The organism is Streptomyces sp. NPDC046866, from assembly GCF_040704625.1.
GTDB lineage: Bacteria > Actinomycetota > Actinomycetes > Streptomycetales > Streptomycetaceae > Streptomyces.
This window is the reverse complement of the sequence record NZ_JBEYXN010000001.1, coordinates 268,655-286,765: the sequence shown is the minus strand read 5'-3', so window position 1 is coordinate 286,765 and position 18,111 is coordinate 268,655. Positions and strand designations below refer to the sequence as shown.

18 protein-coding genes are annotated in these 18,111 nt (G+C 73.6%); 8 read left to right on the top strand and 10 right to left on the bottom strand.

Annotated features, from left to right (window positions below; all coding sequences use genetic code 11):
• Position 1 precedes the first annotated feature (1 nt).
• Positions 2–562, top strand: coding sequence for an Lrp/AsnC family transcriptional regulator (locus AB0953_RS01360; RefSeq protein ID WP_366857282.1), 561 nt, complete (start codon positions 2–4; stop codon positions 560–562).
• Between the two features lie 91 nt (positions 563–653).
• On the opposite strand, the gene AB0953_RS01355 is transcribed toward AB0953_RS01360, so the two are convergent.
• From AB0953_RS01355 to AB0953_RS01345, 3 genes are all read right to left on the bottom strand, one after another.
• Positions 654–2,303: a PKD domain-containing protein gene (locus tag AB0953_RS01355; RefSeq protein WP_366857281.1), complete on the bottom strand. Its 1,650-nt coding sequence runs from the start codon at positions 2,301–2,303 to the stop codon at positions 654–656.
• A gap of 176 nt (positions 2,304–2,479) precedes the next feature.
• Positions 2,480–3,070, bottom strand: coding sequence for a TetR/AcrR family transcriptional regulator (locus tag AB0953_RS01350; protein WP_366857279.1), 591 nt, complete (start codon positions 3,068–3,070; stop codon positions 2,480–2,482).
• A complete protein-coding gene (locus AB0953_RS01345) occupies positions 3,067–4,593 on the bottom strand; it encodes a 3-hydroxyacyl-CoA dehydrogenase (RefSeq protein WP_366857278.1) in 1,527 nt (508 codons plus the stop codon). The genes AB0953_RS01350 and AB0953_RS01345 overlap by 4 nt, the downstream gene beginning before the upstream one ends.
• A gap of 166 nt (positions 4,594–4,759) precedes the next feature.
• On the opposite strand from AB0953_RS01345, the gene paaN reads away from it, so the two are divergent.
• A complete protein-coding gene (paaN, locus tag AB0953_RS01340; RefSeq protein ID WP_366857277.1) occupies positions 4,760–6,451 on the top strand; it encodes a phenylacetic acid degradation protein PaaN in 1,692 nt (563 codons plus the stop codon).
• On the opposite strand, the gene AB0953_RS01335 is transcribed toward paaN, so the two are convergent.
• From AB0953_RS01335 to AB0953_RS01325, 3 genes are all read right to left on the bottom strand, one after another.
• Complete coding sequence (locus tag AB0953_RS01335) at positions 6,448–7,203, bottom strand: TrmH family RNA methyltransferase (protein ID WP_366857276.1); 756 nt, start codon at positions 7,201–7,203, stop codon at positions 6,448–6,450. The genes paaN and AB0953_RS01335 overlap by 4 nt on opposite strands.
• A gap of 211 nt (positions 7,204–7,414) precedes the next feature.
• A complete protein-coding gene (locus AB0953_RS01330) occupies positions 7,415–8,608 on the bottom strand; it encodes an HTTM domain-containing protein (RefSeq protein ID WP_366857662.1) in 1,194 nt (397 codons plus the stop codon).
• A complete protein-coding gene (locus AB0953_RS01325) occupies positions 8,605–9,408 on the bottom strand; it encodes a DUF5819 family protein (RefSeq protein ID WP_366857275.1) in 804 nt (267 codons plus the stop codon). The genes AB0953_RS01330 and AB0953_RS01325 overlap by 4 nt, the downstream gene beginning before the upstream one ends.
• Positions 9,409–9,607: 199 nt before the next feature.
• Here AB0953_RS01325 and paaA point away from each other — a divergent pair, with 199 nt between their 5' ends.
• From paaA to AB0953_RS01295, 6 genes are all read left to right on the top strand, one after another.
• Positions 9,608–10,495 (top strand): 1,2-phenylacetyl-CoA epoxidase subunit PaaA, encoded by an 888-nt coding sequence (paaA, locus tag AB0953_RS01320; protein WP_366857661.1) that lies wholly within the window; start codon positions 9,608–9,610, stop codon positions 10,493–10,495.
• On the top strand, positions 10,492–10,776 hold the full coding sequence (gene paaB / locus AB0953_RS01315; protein WP_366857274.1) for a 1,2-phenylacetyl-CoA epoxidase subunit PaaB: 285 nt from the start codon (positions 10,492–10,494) through the stop codon (positions 10,774–10,776). The genes paaA and paaB overlap by 4 nt, the downstream gene beginning before the upstream one ends.
• On the top strand, positions 10,773–11,534 hold the full coding sequence (gene paaC, locus AB0953_RS01310; protein ID WP_366857273.1) for a 1,2-phenylacetyl-CoA epoxidase subunit PaaC: 762 nt from the start codon (positions 10,773–10,775) through the stop codon (positions 11,532–11,534). The genes paaB and paaC overlap by 4 nt, the downstream gene beginning before the upstream one ends.
• A 71-nt stretch (positions 11,535–11,605) precedes the next feature.
• Positions 11,606–12,091, top strand: coding sequence for a 1,2-phenylacetyl-CoA epoxidase subunit PaaD (paaD, locus tag AB0953_RS01305; protein ID WP_366857272.1), 486 nt, complete (start codon positions 11,606–11,608; stop codon positions 12,089–12,091).
• The gene (locus AB0953_RS01300) at positions 12,092–13,228 is read left to right on the top strand and encodes a 2Fe-2S iron-sulfur cluster-binding protein (protein WP_366857271.1); all 1,137 of its coding nucleotides are present in this window, start codon (positions 12,092–12,094) and stop codon (positions 13,226–13,228) included. It begins immediately after the preceding gene.
• Positions 13,229–13,439: 211 nt separating this feature from the next.
• Positions 13,440–14,585 carry an acyl-CoA dehydrogenase family protein gene (locus AB0953_RS01295; RefSeq protein WP_366857270.1) on the top strand — a complete coding sequence of 382 codons (1,146 nt, stop codon included), beginning with the start codon at positions 13,440–13,442 and terminating at the stop codon, positions 14,583–14,585.
• A 10-nt stretch (positions 14,586–14,595) separates the two neighbouring features.
• Here the strand turns inward: AB0953_RS01295 and AB0953_RS01290 are convergent, their stop codons facing one another.
• The 4 genes from AB0953_RS01290 to AB0953_RS01275 form a co-directional block, all read right to left on the bottom strand.
• Positions 14,596–14,940 carry a rhodanese-like domain-containing protein gene (locus tag AB0953_RS01290; protein WP_366857269.1) on the bottom strand — a complete coding sequence of 115 codons (345 nt, stop codon included), beginning with the start codon at positions 14,938–14,940 and terminating at the stop codon, positions 14,596–14,598.
• Positions 14,941–15,007: 67 nt separating this feature from the next.
• The gene (locus AB0953_RS01285; protein ID WP_366857268.1) at positions 15,008–15,841 is read right to left on the bottom strand and encodes a J domain-containing protein; all 834 of its coding nucleotides are present in this window, start codon (positions 15,839–15,841) and stop codon (positions 15,008–15,010) included.
• A 92-nt stretch (positions 15,842–15,933) separates the two neighbouring features.
• Positions 15,934–17,367, bottom strand: coding sequence for a DUF2252 domain-containing protein (locus AB0953_RS01280; protein ID WP_366857267.1), 1,434 nt, complete (start codon positions 17,365–17,367; stop codon positions 15,934–15,936).
• Positions 17,368–17,446: 79 nt separating this feature from the next.
• Positions 17,447–18,106: a response regulator transcription factor gene (locus tag AB0953_RS01275; RefSeq protein WP_366857266.1), complete on the bottom strand. Its 660-nt coding sequence runs from the start codon at positions 18,104–18,106 to the stop codon at positions 17,447–17,449.
• Positions 18,107–18,111: the final 5 nt, after the last annotated feature.

Below are 18,111 nucleotides of genomic sequence, written 5' to 3'. Positions count from 1 at the left end.
AATGCCGGATGAACAAATGGCCGCAGCGGGTTCCGCACCGGTCCCACCGGGCGGTGCACCCTCCGCCCCACAGGCCCCGCCCCGCCCCCTGGACCCCATCGACCGTTCGATCATGCGGCTGCTCCAGGCGGACGGCCGGGCGTCGATACGGTCGGTGGCCGAGCAGGTCCACGTCTCGCGCGCGAACGCGTACGCGCGGATCAACCGGCTGATCGACGACGGGGTGATCCGTGGGTTCACGGCCCGCGTGAACCACGAACGCGCAGGCCAGGGTGCCTCCGCGTACATCACCCTGAAGATCGTCCAAAACTCCTGGCGCACGGTGCGCGAGAAGCTCCGCGAGCTGCCCGGCGCCGCCCACATCGCCCTGGTCAGCGGCGATTTCGACGTCCTGCTGCTGGTCCACACCCCCGACAACCGCACCCTGCGCGAGCTGGTGCTGACCCGGCTCCAGTCCATCCCCGAGGTGCTCTCCACGCGCACGCTGCTGGTCTTCGAGGAGACCGACCTCCTCGACCCGGGCCCGCCCGGCGGCGCACCGGCGATCGCGGCCGAGGAGTAGCCGGCGGCGCACGCGAAGAAACGACACAGCGCCCCGGGGCCGGCCTGGAAGGGCCGTCTCCGGGGCGCTGTGCGAGGCGCCTACGGGCGGATCACTTGGTCTCGTAGTAGCCGAACATGTCGACGATCAGGTCGGTGGTGTCCCAGCTCTGGTTCCAGAAGTCGATGACGCCGTTGACGCCGCCGGAGCTCGCCTGGACCAGGTTCGGGACGGTCTTGCCGGCCGTCCAGTTCAGCGTCGACGCGGTGGGCCGCCTCTGCTCGACCTGGGTGTGGTTCTGGTACTGGTCCGGGCTGTTGGTGTCGGGGGCGACCGAGAGGAAACCGGCGTCCTTGGTGTTGGTCACCGTGGCGTTCAGGACGTAGCCGGCGATGCCCTCCTCGCCGTGGGAGATGGCCGACCAGATGTACCCGCGCGGGTACATCGGACCGTCCCAGGTCCGGGTGTCGAACCTGCGGAACGGCTTGACCGCCATGAAGGAGCCCGAGCTGGCGGGGCTGTAGTAGCCGACGACGTCGACGATGACGTCGGTGCCGGCCCAGGCGCCGTTGCGGACGTTGATCCGCCCGTCCGGGCCGACCGGGACGATCACTGAGTTGGCGATGGTCTGGCCGGCGGTGAAGTTCACGTTCGACGTGGTGGGCGCCGACTGGCCGCTCGGGAAGACGGTCAGGTGGCCGGCCTCCTTCGGGTTGGTGACGGTCACGTTCAGCGCCACCGCGGTGATGTCGCCCGGGACGCCGTACTGGCCGCTGATCTGGGTGCCGAACGTGGCCTGCCCGGCGACCTGGCCCTTGGCGGTGCCCAGGCCCGTCCGGGTGTCGACGAAGCGGGCCGGCGTCATCGGGGTGTAGCCGCTGGACGCCTTCTGGGTGAAGTAGCCGGTGATGTCGGCGATCAGGTCGACCGACTCCCAGCCGCCGTTGTACAGCTCGACGGTGCCGTCCTTGCCGACCGGCACGATCACCATGTTCGGCACGCTCTGGTTGGCCTCGTAGTTGAGGTTCGAGGTGGTCGGCCGCTCGCCCCCGCCGGGGAAGGCGGTGACGTGCCCGGCGGAGCCGGTGTTGGTGACGGTGACGTTCAGCGCCACGGCCGTGACGCCCTTCGGGATGCCGCCGTTGCCGGCGATCTGCACCTTCGTGCTGCTGTACGCCTTCACCATGGCGCGCGGGCCGCCGATCCCGTTGCGGGTGTCCAGCAGACGGGTCGGGGCGTACGGGGTGAAGTCCGAGCCGACCGTCGAGAGCGGGAGCTCGTTGACGACCTCGGCGTTGTTCGCCGCGTCCGTCACGGTGACCTTGACGTTGTACTCGCCGAGCTCGGCGTAGCGGTGCGCGAGCTTCACCTCGGCGCCCGGGGCGCCGTCGGCGGTGTCGACGGGGCTGCCGTCACCCCAGTCGTAAGTGACCTTGAGCGTGGCGCCCGGGACGCTCATGAGCGTGGACTGCAGTTCGACGCCGTGCGCGGACGTGGCCCAGGCGTTGAGGACCACGGCGAGGTCCGGGTTGCCGGCCGTGGCCACCTGCGGCGCGGCCTGGAGGCCCTTGGCCGGCGCGGTGGCGGACGGGGTCTTGCGGACCGACTTCTCGGCCCCGCTGTGGAACGTCCTGGTGGCCGTCGGCTTCGGCAGCGAATCCGACGGGGCGCCCGCCACGGGCGCCCCCTGGGCCACGGGTGCTGCCGGACCGGCGGCCTGGGCCATGCCCGGCGCCAGGACCGCGCCGAGGCTGGCCGCCACGGCTACGGCAGCGGAAAGTACGAGTCGGCGATTGCGCACCGGCCCCCCCATTTTGTTTTTTGAACGCGCTCAGGTTTGAGTCGCGGACAGCGTACCTCGCCGGGGGGACACTTGATCGCACAGTTTTTCGGCCGTTCTGCGCGGGGGCTGGCCGGCCGCCCGCCGCGCGCATCGGCCTAGCCGCGGAGCGTCCGCAGGCCGTCGAAGGCCATGTGCACCACGGCGTCGGCGAGTTCGTCGGGCGTGGTGCCCGGGTGCGGGCGGTACCACTCGACCAGCGAGTTGACCATGCCGAACAGCAGGCGGGTGGCCAGCCGGATGTCCACGTCCGCCCGCAGGTCCCCGTCCGCCGCGGCCGCCTTGAGCAGCTCCGCCACTTGGTGGTCGAACTCGCGCCGGCGCTCCAGCGCCCAGCGCTCGGTGCGCGTGTTGCCCCGCACCCGCAGCAGCAGCGTCACGTACGGCAGCTCGGCGACCAGCACCTCGACCGTGCGGCGCGTGACGTACTCGACGCGCTCGACCGCCCGCCCGCGCAGGGCTCCGGGCTCCTCCAGCACGGCGAAGAGCCCGTCCAGCGCGCGGCTGACGGCCCGGTTGAGGAGCTCCTCCTTGCCGGCCACGTGGTGGTAGATCGAGGACTTCGAGATGCCCGCCGCCCTGGAGAGGTGCTCCATGGAGGTGCCGTCGTAGCCGCGCTCGTTGAAGACCTGGACCGCGACCGTCAGGAGCGACTCCGGGGTATAGGTGTCCCGCCTGGCGGTGGTCATGCGCCCTCCACCTCCGGAACGTCCGCCTCCGCGTCCTCCGCGTAGCCGAGCTTGAACAGGGCCAGCGAGGGCGCGTAGCGGCCGCCGGGGCAGCGCTCGTCGAGGTGGTGCAGCAGGTCGTACGCCCAGTCGCGACCGAGCCGCTCGTGCCACTCGCCGGGACCGAGGGGGTAGTTGACGCCGAGCCGCATGGCGGTGTCGATGTCCTCGGCGCTGGCCACGCCCCGGGCGACCGCGTCCGCGGTCAGGTCGATCAGCATGGCGACCGTGCGGGCCACGATCATGCCGGGCACGTCGCCGATCACGGAGACCTGCTTGCCGAGCTTCTGGAAGAGGCCGACGGCCTCGGCGAGGGTCCGCTCGCTGGTGTCCGCGCCGGCGGACAGGGCGATGCGGGTGGCGCCGCGGTAGTCGAGCGCCAGGTCGAAGTAGACGACGTCCGCGAACTCGATCGACGTCTTGCCGTCCGCGAGGACCAGCTGGCCCTCGCCGGGCAGCTGGATGTACGGGCCGCCGTGCTCGGTGGCCGTGACCGCGATCCCCGCCTCCTCCATCAGGACGGCGAGCTCCGCGGCCGGGCCGAGGTCGCCGACGACGGTGACCTCCTCCGGGGCCTTCTCGGGGCCCGCGGTGTGCGGGAGCGCCGCCGGGGCGTCCGGGCCGTACGGGAACCAGCCGTGGCCCGACTTGCGGCCGAGGCGGCCCGACTGGACCAGGCGGCGCTGCGCGAGCGAAGGGGTGAACTTCGGGCTCCGGAAGAACGACTCCCACACCGAGCGGGTGACGGCCTCGTTGACGTCCTGCCCGATCAGATCGGTCAGTGCGAAGGGGCCCATCTTGAAGCCGCCGCACTCGCGCAGCACGGCGTCGATGGTGGCCGGGTCGGCGCCCTGCTCCTCGTACACCGCGAAGGCCTCGGCGTAGAAGGGGCGGGCGATCCGGTTGACGATGAAGCCGGGGGTGTCGGCGCAGCGGACCGGGGTCTTCCCCCAGCCCAGGACGGTGGCGTACGCGCGCCCGGCGGCGGCCGGGTCGGTCGCGAAACCGCTGACCACCTCGACGAGCGGGAGGAGCGGGGCCGGGTTGAAGAAGTGCAGGCCGAGGAAGCGGCCGGGGTGGGCGAGGCCGCCCGCGAGCTCCGTCACGGAGAGGGAGGAGGTGTTCGTCGCCAGCAGGGCGTCCGGCGCCACCACCTCTTCGAGTGCCGCGAAGAGGGTCTTCTTGACGGTGACGTCCTCGACGACCGCCTCGATGACGAGCGCGGCGTCGGCGAGGTCGGCGAGGACCGGGGCCGCGGCGATCCGGCCGATCGCCTCCTCCGCCTCGGTGCGGTCGAGGCGGCCCTTGGCGGCCATCCGCTCGACGCGGTCCTGGACGATGCCCACGCCGTCGGCGGCGAGGGCGGCGTTGATGTCGTAGATCAGCACCCGGTGACCTGCAAGAAGGGCGACCTGGGCGATGCCCTGGCCCATGGTGCCGGCGCCGACGACCGCCACAGTGCGGGACCGCTCGATTGCTGTCATGTCCTGATCCTCCCGCACCGGGTTATCCACAGGGCTGCCGGGCCCTCTTGTCCCGACCGATCGTTCGGTTACTCTAACTCCAGTCTGCTCTTCTTCACCCGCCCTTGCCTGATCTCAGTCTGCGACCCAGCTGATCTTGCCCGGCTCAACGAGGAGTTGGTCCCTGATGGCCGCCGAGTCCACCCTCCCCCCGCTGACTGCCCTGACCGCCAAGCACCGGCCCACCCTGGACCAGGCGCTGGAGGCCATCCGCAGCCGCGCCTACTGGTCCCCGCACCCCGAGCACCCGAAGGCGTACGGCGAGACCGCCCCCGCCGACGGGCTGGCCGCCTTCGAGGCCGTCCGCGGCACCCGGTTCGACCTCGGCCAGCCCGGCACCGACGGCTGGGCGGGCGGCGAGGTGTCCCCCTTCGGCCCCGAGCTGGGCGTCGAGTACCCGCACGTCGACCCCGACGTGCTGCTGCCCGCGATGCGCGCCGGCATGGGCGCCTGGCGGGACGCCGGCCCCGAGGCCCGCGCCCTGGTCTGCATCGAGATCCTGGCCCGGATCGGCGCGCGCACGCACGAGTTCGCGCACGCGGTCATGCACACCAGCGGCCAGGCGTTCATGATGGCCTTCCAGGCGGGCGGCCCCCACGCGCAGGACCGCGGCCTGGAGGCGGTGGCCTACGCGTACGAGGAGCAGACCCGCGTCCCGGGCCGCGCCGACTGGTCCAAGCCGCAGGGCAAGAAGGACCCGCTGAACCTGGACAAGCGCTTCGTCGCCGCCCCGCGCGGCATCGCGCTGGTGATCGGCTGCAACACCTTCCCGACGTGGAACGGCTACCCGGGCCTGTTCGCCTCCCTCGCCACCGGCAACGCCGTGCTGGTCAAGCCGCACCCGCGCGCCGTGCTCCCGCTGGCGCTCACGGTGCAGGTGGCCCGCGAGGTCCTGGCGGAGGCCGGCTTCGACCCGAACCTGGTCGCGCTGGCGGCCGAGCGGCCCGGCGAGGGCATCGCCAAGACCCTCGCCGTGCGCCCCGAGATCAAGCTGATCGACTACACGGGCTCGACGGAGTTCGGCGACTGGCTGGAGACCAACGCCCGCCAGGCGCAGGTCTACACCGAGAAGGCCGGCGTCAACACGGTCGTGGTGGACTCCACCGACAACTACAAGGGCATGCTGGGGAACCTGGCCTTCTCCCTGTCCCTGTACAGCGGCCAGATGTGCACCACCCCGCAGAACCTGCTGATCCCGCGCGACGGCATCGAGACCGACGCCGGCCACAAGTCGTACGACGAGGTCGTCGCCGACCTCGCGGCCTCGATCGGCGGCCTCCTGGGCGACGACGCCCGGGCGAACGCGCTGCTGGGCGCCCTGGTCAACCCGGACGTCAAGGCCCGCCTGGAGGCGGCTGCCGGGCTCGGCGAGGTCGCGCTGGCCTCCCGCGAGGTGGTGAACCCCGAGTTCCCGGACGCGGTGGTCCGCACTCCCGTCATGGTGAAGCTGGACGGCTCCAAGCCGGACGACTCCGCCCCGTACCTCTCGGAGTGCTTCGGCCCGGTCTCCTTCGCGGTGGCGGTGGACTCCACGGCCGATGCGCTGGAGCTGCTGCGGCGCACGGTGCGCGAGAAGGGCGCCATGACCGTCGGCGCGTACACGACCTCGGAGGAGACGGAGCGGGCGATCGAGGAGGTCTGCCTGGAGGAGTCGGCGCAGCTGTCGCTGAACCTGACCGGCGGGGTCTACGTGAACCAGACCGCGGCCTTCTCCGACTTCCACGGCTCGGGCGGCAACCCGGCGGCCAACGCCGCCCTGTGCGACGGCGCCTTCGTCTCGAACCGCTTCCGCATGGTGGAGGTCCGGCGCCAGGCCTAACCGGCCTCGGCGGGGGCGGGCGCCGGCGGCGGCCCGCCCCAGTGGAACAAGGCCATGGCCACACTGGTGGCCAGGTTGTAGCTGGACACCTGCGGCCGCATGGGCAGGCACACCAGGTGATCGGCCCGGGCGCGCAGCTCGGGTGAGATGCCGTGCCGCTCGGAGCCGAAGACCAGCAGCGCATCGTCCGGGAGGGTGAGGGCACGGATGTCCTCGCCCTCCGGGTCGAGCGCGTAGACGGGCCCCTCGGGCAGGCTCTCGAGGGTCACCCGGTCGACGGTGGTGGCGAAGTGCAGCCCGGCTCCGGCCCGCACGACGTTCGGGTGCCAGGGATCCAGACTGCCCCGGGTGACGACCCCCGTGGCCCCGAACCCGGCGGCGAGCCGCACGACGGCCCCGACGTTCCCCAGGTTCTTGGGGTCGTCGAGCACCACGATCGGCGCGTTCCGCGGCCGCCGCCGCAGCCGCGCCCGCCCCTCCTCCCCGTCGGGCCGCACGGCGAGCGCCGCCACCCCGGTCGGATGCACCCGCCCGACCAGCTCCCTCAGGTCGCCCTGCCGCACGAGCCGCCCCAGCCGGTCCTGGACGTCCGGGGCCAGTGCAGCGGCGAGCGCGAGCGCGGCCTCCGGCTCCTCGGCGACGACATCGCGCACCTCGGCCCCGAACCGCAGGGCGTGCTTGAGGGCATGGAACCCGTCCAACAGCACAAGCCCCTCATCACCGACACCCCGCCACTCCCACACCTCACCCATACCCCGACCCTACGACCCCGCCCACCCCAGCCGACCCCACCCACCCCCGCCGGCAAATCCAGCCCCGCCGGCGTTTGAGGCGCGGGGCCCGGAGCGGAGCCCCGATCTCTGAGCCCCGCCGGCGCTGGAGGCGAACCGGGTCCGGGCGGAGCCCGGTTTCGGGAAGGGGCGGGGAGGGGAAACGCTCCGCGCAGCGGCCAAGGGGCAGCGCCTAGCCGGCCTCGGCGGCAGGCCTGGGGCCCGGCCCCGGGGCCCCGGCCCCGGAAGCGACCGGCTCCGCAGGGCCCCGCCCAGGAGCCCGCAGCCGAGCCCGCGCACGGGTGACCGCCCCACCGACCCCCGCCAGGAAGACCGTCGGCAGGAACACCGCGTCAGCGGCGATCATCGCCAGGGAGAAGAACGGCAGCCCCAGCAACACCGCAATCCCCGCATGCTCCACGATCATCACCCCCAGCAGCACGTTCTTCACCCGCCGCTGGAACACCGTGAACGGAAAGGCGACCTGGACCGCCACCGTCCCGTAGGACAGCAGCATCACCGCCGTCCCGCTCCCCGCCAGCACCCCCGACACCTCAGGCCACGGACTGAAGTAGTCCAGCCCGAGCGGGTAGTACAGCGCGGTCCCGTCCTGCCACCGCGACCCCTGGATCTTGTACCACCCGGCCGTCGCGTAGATCAGGCACACCTCCGCCATGATCACCAGCATGGCGGCGTTGTGCACCAGGTTGGCCAGGACGTCCAGGAGCGCCCGCCCCTCGCCCCGGGGTGCGTACCGCTCGACCATCCACCACACCGCGGTGGCCACCCACAGCGCCGCGAAGGCCGCCACCCACCCGAGGCCGAACTGCGCGGTGACCGCCCCGTACGCGAACACCGCGCCCAGCAGGCCCCACAGCACCGGCCCGGCGGCCCCCCGCGCGGCCGATCCCCGCAGCCGGGCCCGCCGCGCGTCCAGCGACCACACCTGCGCGCACCGGGTGAGCACCAGGTAGATCGCCATCAGGTGGATGACGTTGTCCCCGCCGTCGCCCACGAACACGCTGCGGTTCTGCAGCGACAGCACGCCCGCCATGAACACCACGGACGTGGCCCGGGTCCGCCAGCCCAGCACCATCAGCGCGCTCGCCAGCACGGCGACCGCGTACACGAGCTCGAACCACGGCTGCGCGTCCGTCCACAGCAGCAGCGTGAAGGCGTGGTTGGAGTCGACCAGCCGGCGCGCCAGCGCCCAGCTCCAGGGGCCGTCGGGCCCGTACAGCGCGTGCCGGTTCGGGTACTCCCGCAGGAGGAAGAACAGCCAGGTCGCGGAGAAGCCCATGCGGACCACGGCGCTCTGGTACGGGCCCAGCGCCTGCCCGGTGGCTTTCGCGAGCGCCCCGCGCGCGGCGGCCCGCGCCCGTCTCACACCCTCCACCACGGAAGCTCCCGGTAGTACGTCTGCGTGTCGGTCTTCTCGTCGCTCCACCGCGGGGCGGCCACGGCGCGCGTCGCCGATCGCACCTGGATCCGGACGACCGTGCCCCCCGCGCCGGCGCCGTCGGCGGCGGTGCCCGCCCCGGCTCCGGCCTCGGGGAGCCGGTCCAGCGCGATCCGCTTCAGGTACTGCTCCGACAGCTCCCCCCGCTCGCCGTTGGCGCGGTTGTCGTCGTCGTGGGAGCCGGTGTAGAAGTCCCAGGCCCGCCGCAGCTGGTTCTGCCGGGTGTGGCTGGGCAGCAGGCTGTGCCGGATGGCGGCGCCGTCCTCGGCGGACAGGTCGTGCCAGGGCCCGGTGACCAGCTCGCCCCCGCGCGTGCGGACCTCCGCGCGAGCCTCGACGGCGATGTTCTGCTGGAGCGGGTTGGGGGCGAAGAGCTTCCAGTTCTGCTCGAACTCGGGGTAGATCCAGTCGTCGATCGCCTCGGCGTGGCGTTTGCTGACCGTGTTGGTCGGCGCGACGTGCAGGAAGACCATCCCGAGGTGCCCGCAGACGGCGAGGGCGGTGACGGCGACGGCGAGGGCCGCGACGACCCGGTACGGGGCGGACAGCCCGGCGATCCCGGGCTCGCGGGACGGCGGCCGCGCGACGGCGGATCCGGGCGGTGGAAGGGCCCCTTCCGCGGCCTCCCGCTCGTTCGCTTCCATCGCCCCCCGATCGTTCGGCGTCCACAGGGTTCGTCCACAGGTCGACCGCAGAGGTTGACACCCTACGGGCCCCCGTCTCACCATTGAAGAGCATGAACCGAACGATCGGTCGGTCGGGCGGTGACAACGGACGGTCAACAAACTCTGGCAGGGGGCCGGGATGGTGGCAGTGACCCCGGAATCGGGGCAGGACACGGCCCTCGGGGCAGACCTCGGGGCGCAGCTCGCGGCGGCCTTCGACGCCGCCGTGGCGGCCGACGAGCGCGTCGAGCCGCGCGACTGGATGCCCGAGGAGTACCGCGCCTCGCTCGTACGCCAGATGGCCCAGCACGCGCACTCCGAGATCATCGGCATGCAGCCCGAGGCGAACTGGATCACCCGCGCGCCCTCGCTGCGCCGCAAGGCGATCCTCATGGCCAAGGTGCAGGACGAGGCCGGGCACGGCCTGTACCTGTACAGCGCGGCCGAGACCCTGGGCACCAGCCGCGACGAGCTGCTGGACAAGCTCCACGCGGGCAAGCAGAAGTACTCGTCGATCTTCAACTACCCCACGCTGACCTGGGCCGACGTCGGCGCGATCGGCTGGCTCGTGGACGGCGCCGCGATCACCAACCAGGTGCCGCTGTGCCGCTGCTCCTACGGGCCGTACGCCCGCGCCATGGTCCGGATCTGCAAGGAGGAGTCCTTCCACCAGCGCCAGGGGTACGAGCTGCTCCTCGCCCTCTCGCAGGGCACGCCGGAGCAGCACGCGATGGCTCAGGACGCGGTGAACCGCTGGTGGTGGCCCTCGCTGATGATGTTCGGCCCGCCGGACGACGAGTCGGCGCACTCGGCGCAGTCCATGGCCTGGCGGATCAAGCGGCACTCCAACGACGAGCTGCGCCAGCGCTTCGTGGACATCGCCGTCCCGCAGGCCGAGGCGCTCGGCCTGACCCTGCCCGACCCGGACCTGAAGTGGAACGAGGAGCGCGGGCACCACGACTTCGGCGCCATCGACTGGGCCGAGTTCTGGGACGTCCTCAAGGGCAACGGACCGTGCAACGAGCAGCGGCTCGGCCAGCGCCGCAGGGCGCACGAGGAAGGCGCGTGGGTCCGGGAGGCGGCCGCCGCCTATGCACACAAGCACGCGGCGGCACCTGCCGCGGCGACGAACGAGGAGGCACGGGTATGACGCAGAACTGGCCGCTGTGGGAGGTGTTCGTGCGCTCACGGCGCGGCCTCTCGCACACGCACGCGGGCAGCCTGCACGCGCCCGACGCGGAGATGGCCCTGCGCAACGCCCGCGACCTGTACACCCGGCGCAGCGAGGGCGTCTCCATCTGGGTGGTGCCCTCCGCGGAGATCACCGCCTCTTCGCCGGACGAGCGGGACCCGTTCTTCGCCCCGGCCGCCGACAAGCCCTACCGGCACCCGACCTTCTACGAGATCCCCGAGGGGGTGAACCACCTGTGACCGGGACTGACGCCGTGACCGGCACCGACACCGCCGGCCTCACCGACGCCACCGCAGCGGCGGCCCTCGCGCTGGGGGACGACGCGCTGGTGCTCTCCCACCGCCTCGGCGAGTGGGCGGGGCACGCCCCCGTCCTGGAGGAGGAGGTCGCCCTCGCCAACATCGCACTCGACCTGCTCGGCCAGGCCCGCGTCCTGCTGTCCATGGTGGGCGACGAGGACGAGCTGGCCTTCCTGCGCGAGGAGCGGTCCTTCCGCAACCTGCAGCTGGTGGAGCAGCCGAACGGGGACTTCGCGCACACGATCGCCCGCCAGCTGTACTTCTCCCTGTACCAGCACGAGCTGTACGCGGAACTGGCGCGAGGGGACGGCCCGTTCGCCGGCCTGGCCGCCAAGGCGGTCAAGGAGACGGCCTACCACCGCGACCACGCCGAGCAGTGGACCCTGCGCCTGGGCGACGGCACCGAGGAGAGCACCCGGCGCATGCGGGCCGCGCTCGATGCGCTGTGGAAGTACACCGGCGAGATGTTCCAGCCGGTCGAGGGGATCGACGCCGTCGACTGGACCGCCCTGGAGGCCCGCTGGCTGGCCGCGCTGGGCGGCGTACTGGAGCGTGCCGGGCTCGCCCTCCCCGAGGGCCCGCGCACCGGCGCCTGGGCCGCCGGAGCGGGCCGCCAGGGCCTGCACACTGAGCCGTTCGGCCGGATGCTCGCCGAGATGCAGCACCTGCACCGCAGCCATCCGGGGGCGTCGTGGTGACGCAGCCGGACCGTGCAGCCGGCTCCGAAGCCCGTCCCGGGAACACCCCGGAGGCGGGCGGCGCCGGGGGCATGAGCCGCCTGGAGGCGGAGCTGGCCGCGCTGGCGGGCTCCGTGCCCGACCCCGAGCTGCCCGTGCTCACGCTGGCCGAGCTCGGCGTGGTGCGCGGGGTGCGGGTGGACGAGGACGGCCACGCCGAGGTCACCCTCACCCCCACGTACACGGGATGCCCGGCCATCGAGGCCATGTCCGCGGACATCGAGCGGGCGCTGACCGGCCACGGCATACCGGAGGTCCGGGTGCGCACCGTGCTCTCGCCCGCCTGGTCCACCGACGACATCAGCGCCGAAGGCCGGCGCAAGCTCGCCGAGTTCGGCATCGCCCCGCCGCGGCCGCACGCGGCCGGCGGGCCGGTCCCCCTCACCTTGTCGGTCCGCTGCCCGCACTGCGGGTCGACCGACACCGAACTGCTCAGCCGGTTCTCCTCCACCGCTTGCAAGGCGCTGCGCCGCTGCACCGCCTGCCGTGAACCGTTCGACCACTTCAAGGAGCTGTAGATGGCCGCGTCCACGCCGTCGCCCACGCCGGGCCCGGGCCGCCCCGCGCGCCACGGAGCCTTCCACCGGCTGACGGTGGCGGCGGTCGACCGGCTCACCGACGACTCCGTGGCGCTGACGCTGGCCGTCCCCGAGGAGCTGCGGGCCGAGTACCTGCACGCCGCGGGCCAGCACCTCACCCTGCGCCGCACGGTCCCGGACGGCACGGAGATCCGCCGCACGTACTCGATCTGCTCGCCCGCCCCGGACCCGGCGGGCCCCGGCCCGCAGCGGCTGCAGGTCGGTGTGCGCCTGGTGGAGGGCGGGGAGTTCTCCACCTTCGCCCACAAGGAGGTCGCCGCCGGGGACGTGCTGGACGTGATGGTCCCGGCCGGGCGGTTCGTCCTGGAGCCGGCGGCCGCCCCCGCCGCCGCCCACTACGCGGCGATCGTCGGCGGCAGCGGCATCACCCCGGTGCTGTCCATCGCGGCGACGCTGCTCGCGGCCCGGCCGGACGCCCGGTTCTGCCTGGTGCGCAGCGACCGCACGGCCGCGTCCACGATGTTCCTGGAGGAGGTCGCCGACCTCAAGGACCGCTACCCGGACCGGTTCCAGCTCGTCACGGTCCTGTCCCGGGAGGAGCAGGAGGCCGGGCTGCCGTCCGGGCGGCTGGACCAGGAGCGGCTGACGGGGCTGCTGCCCGCGCTGCTGCCCGTCGCCGAGGTGACCGGCTGGTTCCTGTGCGGGCCGTACGGCCTGGTGGTGGAGGCGGAGAAGGCGCTGGGCGCGCTCGGCGTGGCACGGACCCGCATCCACGAGGAGGTCTTCCACGTCGAGGACGCCACGGCGCCGGTCCGCGCCGCCGCAGCGTCGGCGCCCGCCCACGGCAAGGTCACGGCACGGCTCGACGGCCGCTCGGGCACCTGGCCGATCCAGGACGGGGAATCCCTGCTGGACACGGTGCTGCGCAACCGCGCCGACGCCCCGTACGCCTGCAAGGGCGGGGTGTGCGGCACCTGCCGGGCCTTCCTGGTGACCGGCGAGGTCCGGATGGAGCGGAACTTCGCCCTGGAGGCGGAGGAGACCGAGGCCGGGTTCGTCCTGGCCTGCCAGTCGCACGCGGTGACCGAGGAAGTCGAGATCGACTTCGACCGCTGAGCCGCACGCCGCGCGGTTGCACAACGCCGGCACCGGCACGCCGCGCGGTGTAGCACCCTCCCGGGCCCGCCCGCTGCGCGGGCCCGGGCCGGCGGACGGGGCCGACCGGGGCCTGTCCAATTCCCGCAAGCTGCTCTATCTTGACGCTCCGTCAGATCCGCTGTCCCGGAAGAGGGGCCTGCGGGTGCCGGTGCGCGCGGGAGGACAGGCAGTGGACTTCACCTTCACCGAGGAGCAGCAGGCCGCCGTCGAGGCGGCGCGGGCCGTCTTCTCCGGCGTCGCGCTCGACGGCGTGCCCAGCCCCGCCCTGACCCCCGGCGCCGTCGCCGACGACTTCGACCGGCCCCTGTGGGCCCGGCTCGCCGCCTCGGACCTGCTGGGCCTGGTGGTGTCCGAGGAGTACGGCGGCGCCGGCCTGGATGCGATCGCGCTGTGCCTGGTGCTGCGCGAGGCCGCGAAGGTGCTGGCCCGGGTCCCGCTGCTGGAGCACTGCGCCACCGCCCTGGCCGTCCAGGCCCACGGCAGCCCCCGGCTGGCCTCGGCACTCCTGCCCGGTGCCGGCAGCGGGCAGCTCGTCCTCACCGCCGCCGCACACGGACGCAGCGGCCACGATCCCGCCGAACTCGCCGTCACCGCCCGTCGGGACACCGACGGGCCGTGGGTGCTCGACGGGGTCCAGACCGCCGTCCCCTGGGCGCACGGCGCGGACTGGATCGCCGTACCGGCGCACACCGGGGAGGGCACGGCCGTCCTCGCGCTCCTCCCGCGCGGCGCCGAGGGCCTCACCCTGGCCGACCAGTTCTCCACCAGCGGGGAGCGGTTCGCCGAACTGCACCTCGACGGCGTCCGGGTGCCGGCCACGCACCTCATGGACAGCCCCGGGGCCTGGGAGCGGCTCCACCAGCTCCTCACCACCGGCACCTGCGCGCTCGCGCTGGGCCTCGGCACGGCCGTGCTGGCCATGACCAGCCAGTACACGGGCAAGCGGGAGCAGTTCGGCTTCCCGGTGGCCACCTTCCAGGCGGTCGCCGTCCAGGCCGCGGACCGCTACATCGACCTGCGCGCCATGGAGGCCACCCTCTGGCAGGCCGCCTGGCGGATCGACGCGGCGACCGGCGGAGCCGGCGGCCCGCTGCCCGCCGCGGGGGACATCGCCGTCGCCAAGATCTGGGCCGCGGAGGGCGTGCGCCGGGTCGTGCAGACGGCGCAGCACCTGCACGGCGGCTTCGGCGCCGACACCGACTACCCGCTGCACCGCTACCACGCGTGGGCCAAGCAGCTGGAGCTCCAGCTCGGGCCGGCCGCCGCCCACGAGGAGGCACTGGGCGACCTCCTGGCCGCCCATGCCCTGGCCTGAGGCGGCCTTCCTACAGCACGAAGGCCGGGCTGCCGTTGTCCGTCACCATCGGACGCCCGGCGCCCTCCCACGCCTGCATCCCGCCGTCGACGTTCACGGCGTCGATGCCCTGGCGCACCAGGTACTGGGTGACCTGGGCGGAGCGCCCGCCGACGCGGCACATCACGTGCACCCGGCGGCCGTCCTCGACCGCCTCGGCCAGCTCTCCGAAGCGGGCCACGAAGTCGCTCATCGGGATGTGCAGCGCGCCTTCGACATGGCCCGCGGCCCACTCGTCGTCCTCACGGACGTCCAGGACAAAGCCTTCGGAGGGCACCGCGGCGGCGTCCACCGAGGGAAGCGGTCCGAAGTTCATACGTGGCCTTCTCTCGTCGCAGGTAGGACTTCCAACTTAGCCGAGCCGGCACCCCGCCCGGCCCGGCTCACCCGGCGGACAGGGCCGCCAGCCGGGCCTCCTTCTCGGAGACCTGGGCCAGCAGCTGCTCGGCGATCTCCTCCAGCAGGCGGTCCGGGTCGTCCGGGGCCATCCGCAGCATCGCCCCGATGGCGCTGTCCTCCAGCTCCCGGGCCACCACGGACAGCAGCTCCTTGCGCCGGGCCAGCCACTCCAGGCGGGCGTAGAGCTCCTCGCTCTCCGTCAGCCGCCGCACCTCCTCCGGTACGGGGCCGGCCGCCCATTCCTCGGCCAGCGCGCGCAGCACCTGCTCGTCGCCCCGCCCGTACGCCGCGTTCACCCGCGCGATGAAGCCGTCGCGGCGGGCCCGCTCGGCCTCGTCCGGGGCCAGGTCCGGGTGGGCCAGGCGGACCAGCTCGCGGTAGAGGCGGCGCACCTCGTCGGTGGGGCGCACCCGCTGCGGGGGCTGCACCGGCCGGTCGGTGAGCATGGCGCCGGCGTCGTCGGAGATCCCGTCCGCGCCCATCCAGTCGTGGAACAGCTCGTCCACGCCCGGCATCGGCATCACCAGCGAGCGGGCCTCCCGGGCCAGGCGCAGGTCCTCGGCGTCACCGGTGCGCGCCGCCTTCGCCTCGGCGATCAGCGCATCCAGCTCGTCGAGCCGCGCGTACATGGGGCCGAGTTTCTGGTGGTGCAGGCGGGAGAAGTTGTCCACCTCGACCCGGAAGGTCTCCACCGCGATCTCGAACTCGATCAGCGCCTGCTCGGCGGCCCGCACGGCCCGCTCCAGGCGGGCCTCGGGACGCTCCTCGGAGGTGCCGGTGTCCCCGGCGGCGGTCTCGTCAGTCTGCTGCTCGCTCACCCGGCCACCCTAAGGCCGCCCGTCCGGGGCCGATGTTTCACGTGGAACATCGACCCGGGACCGTGACCTGCGCCCCTGGCCGGCGGCTCCGCTCAGACCCCGGCCTCGGCCGCGATCCGCCCGGACCGCACCGCCGCCACCAGGTCGGCGTGGTCGGCCTCGCTGCGGTCGGCGTAGGCCACGGCGAACGCGGCGATCGCCTCGTCCAGCTCGTCGCTCTTGCCGCAGTAGCCGGCCAGCAGCCGCGGGTCGGCGCTGTGCGCGTGCGCCCGGGCCAGCAGGGCACCGGTCATCCGGCCGTAGTCGTCGATCTGGTCCGCGGCCAGCGCCGCCGGGTCCACGCTGCCCTTGCGGTTGCGGAACTGCCGCACCTGGTACGGGCGCCCCTCCACCGTGGTCCAGCCCAGCAGGATGTCGGAGACCACCTGCATCCGCTGCTGCCCCGACACCACCCGGCGCCCCTCGTGCACCTCCGGCGCCGGCTCGAAGCCCACCGCCGGCAGGTGCGGCAGCAGCACCGACGGCCGCGCCTCCTTCACCTGGAGGACGAGCGGCTCACCGCGGTGGTCCAGCAGCAGCACCACGTACGAGCGGGTGCCCACGCTCCCGGTGCCCACGACCCGGAACGCCACGTCGTGGATCGCGTACCGGGCCAGCAGCGGCAGCCGGTCGCCCTGCAGCGTCTTCAGGTACGGCCCCAGCGAGGCCGCCACGGCCGCCGCCTCCGCGTCCCCGACCCGGCGCAGCACGGGCAGCGCGTCCACGAAGCGCAGCCCGCCGTCGGGACCCGGCTCGGTCGACTTGGCGGCGAACCGGGCCGAGGTGTTGTTGCGGGCCTTCTCCGAGACCCGCTCCAGGGTGCCCATCAGGTCGTGGGCGTCGGCGTGCGAGACGAGCTCCTCGTCCGCGATGGCGTTCCACGCGTCCAGCGCGGGCAGCTTGGCCAGCAGCCGCAGGGTGCCCCGGTAGGCGCCGACGGCGTCCCGCGCGGCCGCCCGGCAGGTGTCCTCGTCGGCGCCGGCCACCCGGCCGGCCAGGACCAGCGAGGCCGCCAGCCGCTTCAGGTCCCACTCCCAGGGTCCGAAGACGGTCTCGTCGAAGTCGTTGAGGTCGATCACCAGGCCGCCGCGGGCATCGCCGTACAGGCCGAAGTTCGCCGCGTGGGCGTCGCCGCAGATCTGCGCGCCGACCCCGGTGACGGGCCCGGTGGTCAGGTCGTGCGCCATCAGCCCGGCCGAGCCGCGCAGGAAGGCGAACGGGTTGGCCGCCATCCGCCCGACCCGTATCGGCGTCAGCGCCGCGACCCGCCCCGCGTTGGACTCCTCCACCGCGCGCACCGCGTCCGGGCGCCCGGCGGGCAGCTCGAAGCGCGCGTGCGCCGAACGCGGCACCCGCGCGCGCAGCGCCTTGCCGGCCGCCTTGGGCGAGCCCGCCACATCCCGCGGTGCGAAGCCCGGAACGGCCGGTATCCGCCCGCCGTCCACCGCCGCGCCCGTCTCCACCGCGTGCTGTTCCGTCATCGCCATGCGTGCCGCCCCCGCTCCGGCCGCACGTACGGCCCGTACGGGCCGGCGGCCAACATCAACATTTCGGGCCCGACCGTATCTACAGCCCGGCGTCCCTGGCCAGCAGGGCGGCCTGGACGCGGTTCTCGCAGCCCAGCTTCGCGAGGATCCGGCTGACGTACGTCTTCACCGTCGCCTCGCTCATGTGCAGCCGCCGGCCCGCGTCCGCGTTGGACAGCCCCTCGCCCAGCAGCGCCAGCACCCCGCGCTCCCGCTCGCTCAGCCCGGCGATCCGCCGCCGGGCCTCCTCCGCCCGCGCCGCGGCCCGTCCCGAGGCCAGCTGGTCCACCACGTGCCGGGTCGCACCCGGCGAGAGGTAGGCGTCCCCGGCGGCCGCAGCCCGCACCGCGCCGATCAGCTCGCCCGGCGCCGAGTCCTTCAGCAGGAATCCCGCACTGCCCTCGCCGAGCGCCCGCAGGACGTTCTCCTTCTCCCCGAAGGTGGTCAGGACCAGCGCCCGCACCTCGGGCGCGGCCCGGCGCAGCTCGCCGAGCGCGCTCAGGCCGTCCATCACCGGCATCTGGAGGTCCAGCAGCACCACGTCCGGGGTGTGCGCGCGGGCCTGCTCCACGGCCTCGCGGCCGTTCGCCGCCTCGGCCACCACCTCGACGTCCGGCGCCGAGGTGAGGATCATCCGGATCCCGGCGCGGATCAGCGGCTCGTCGTCAGCGATCACGACCCGGATCACCTTGGCTGTCACGCGCG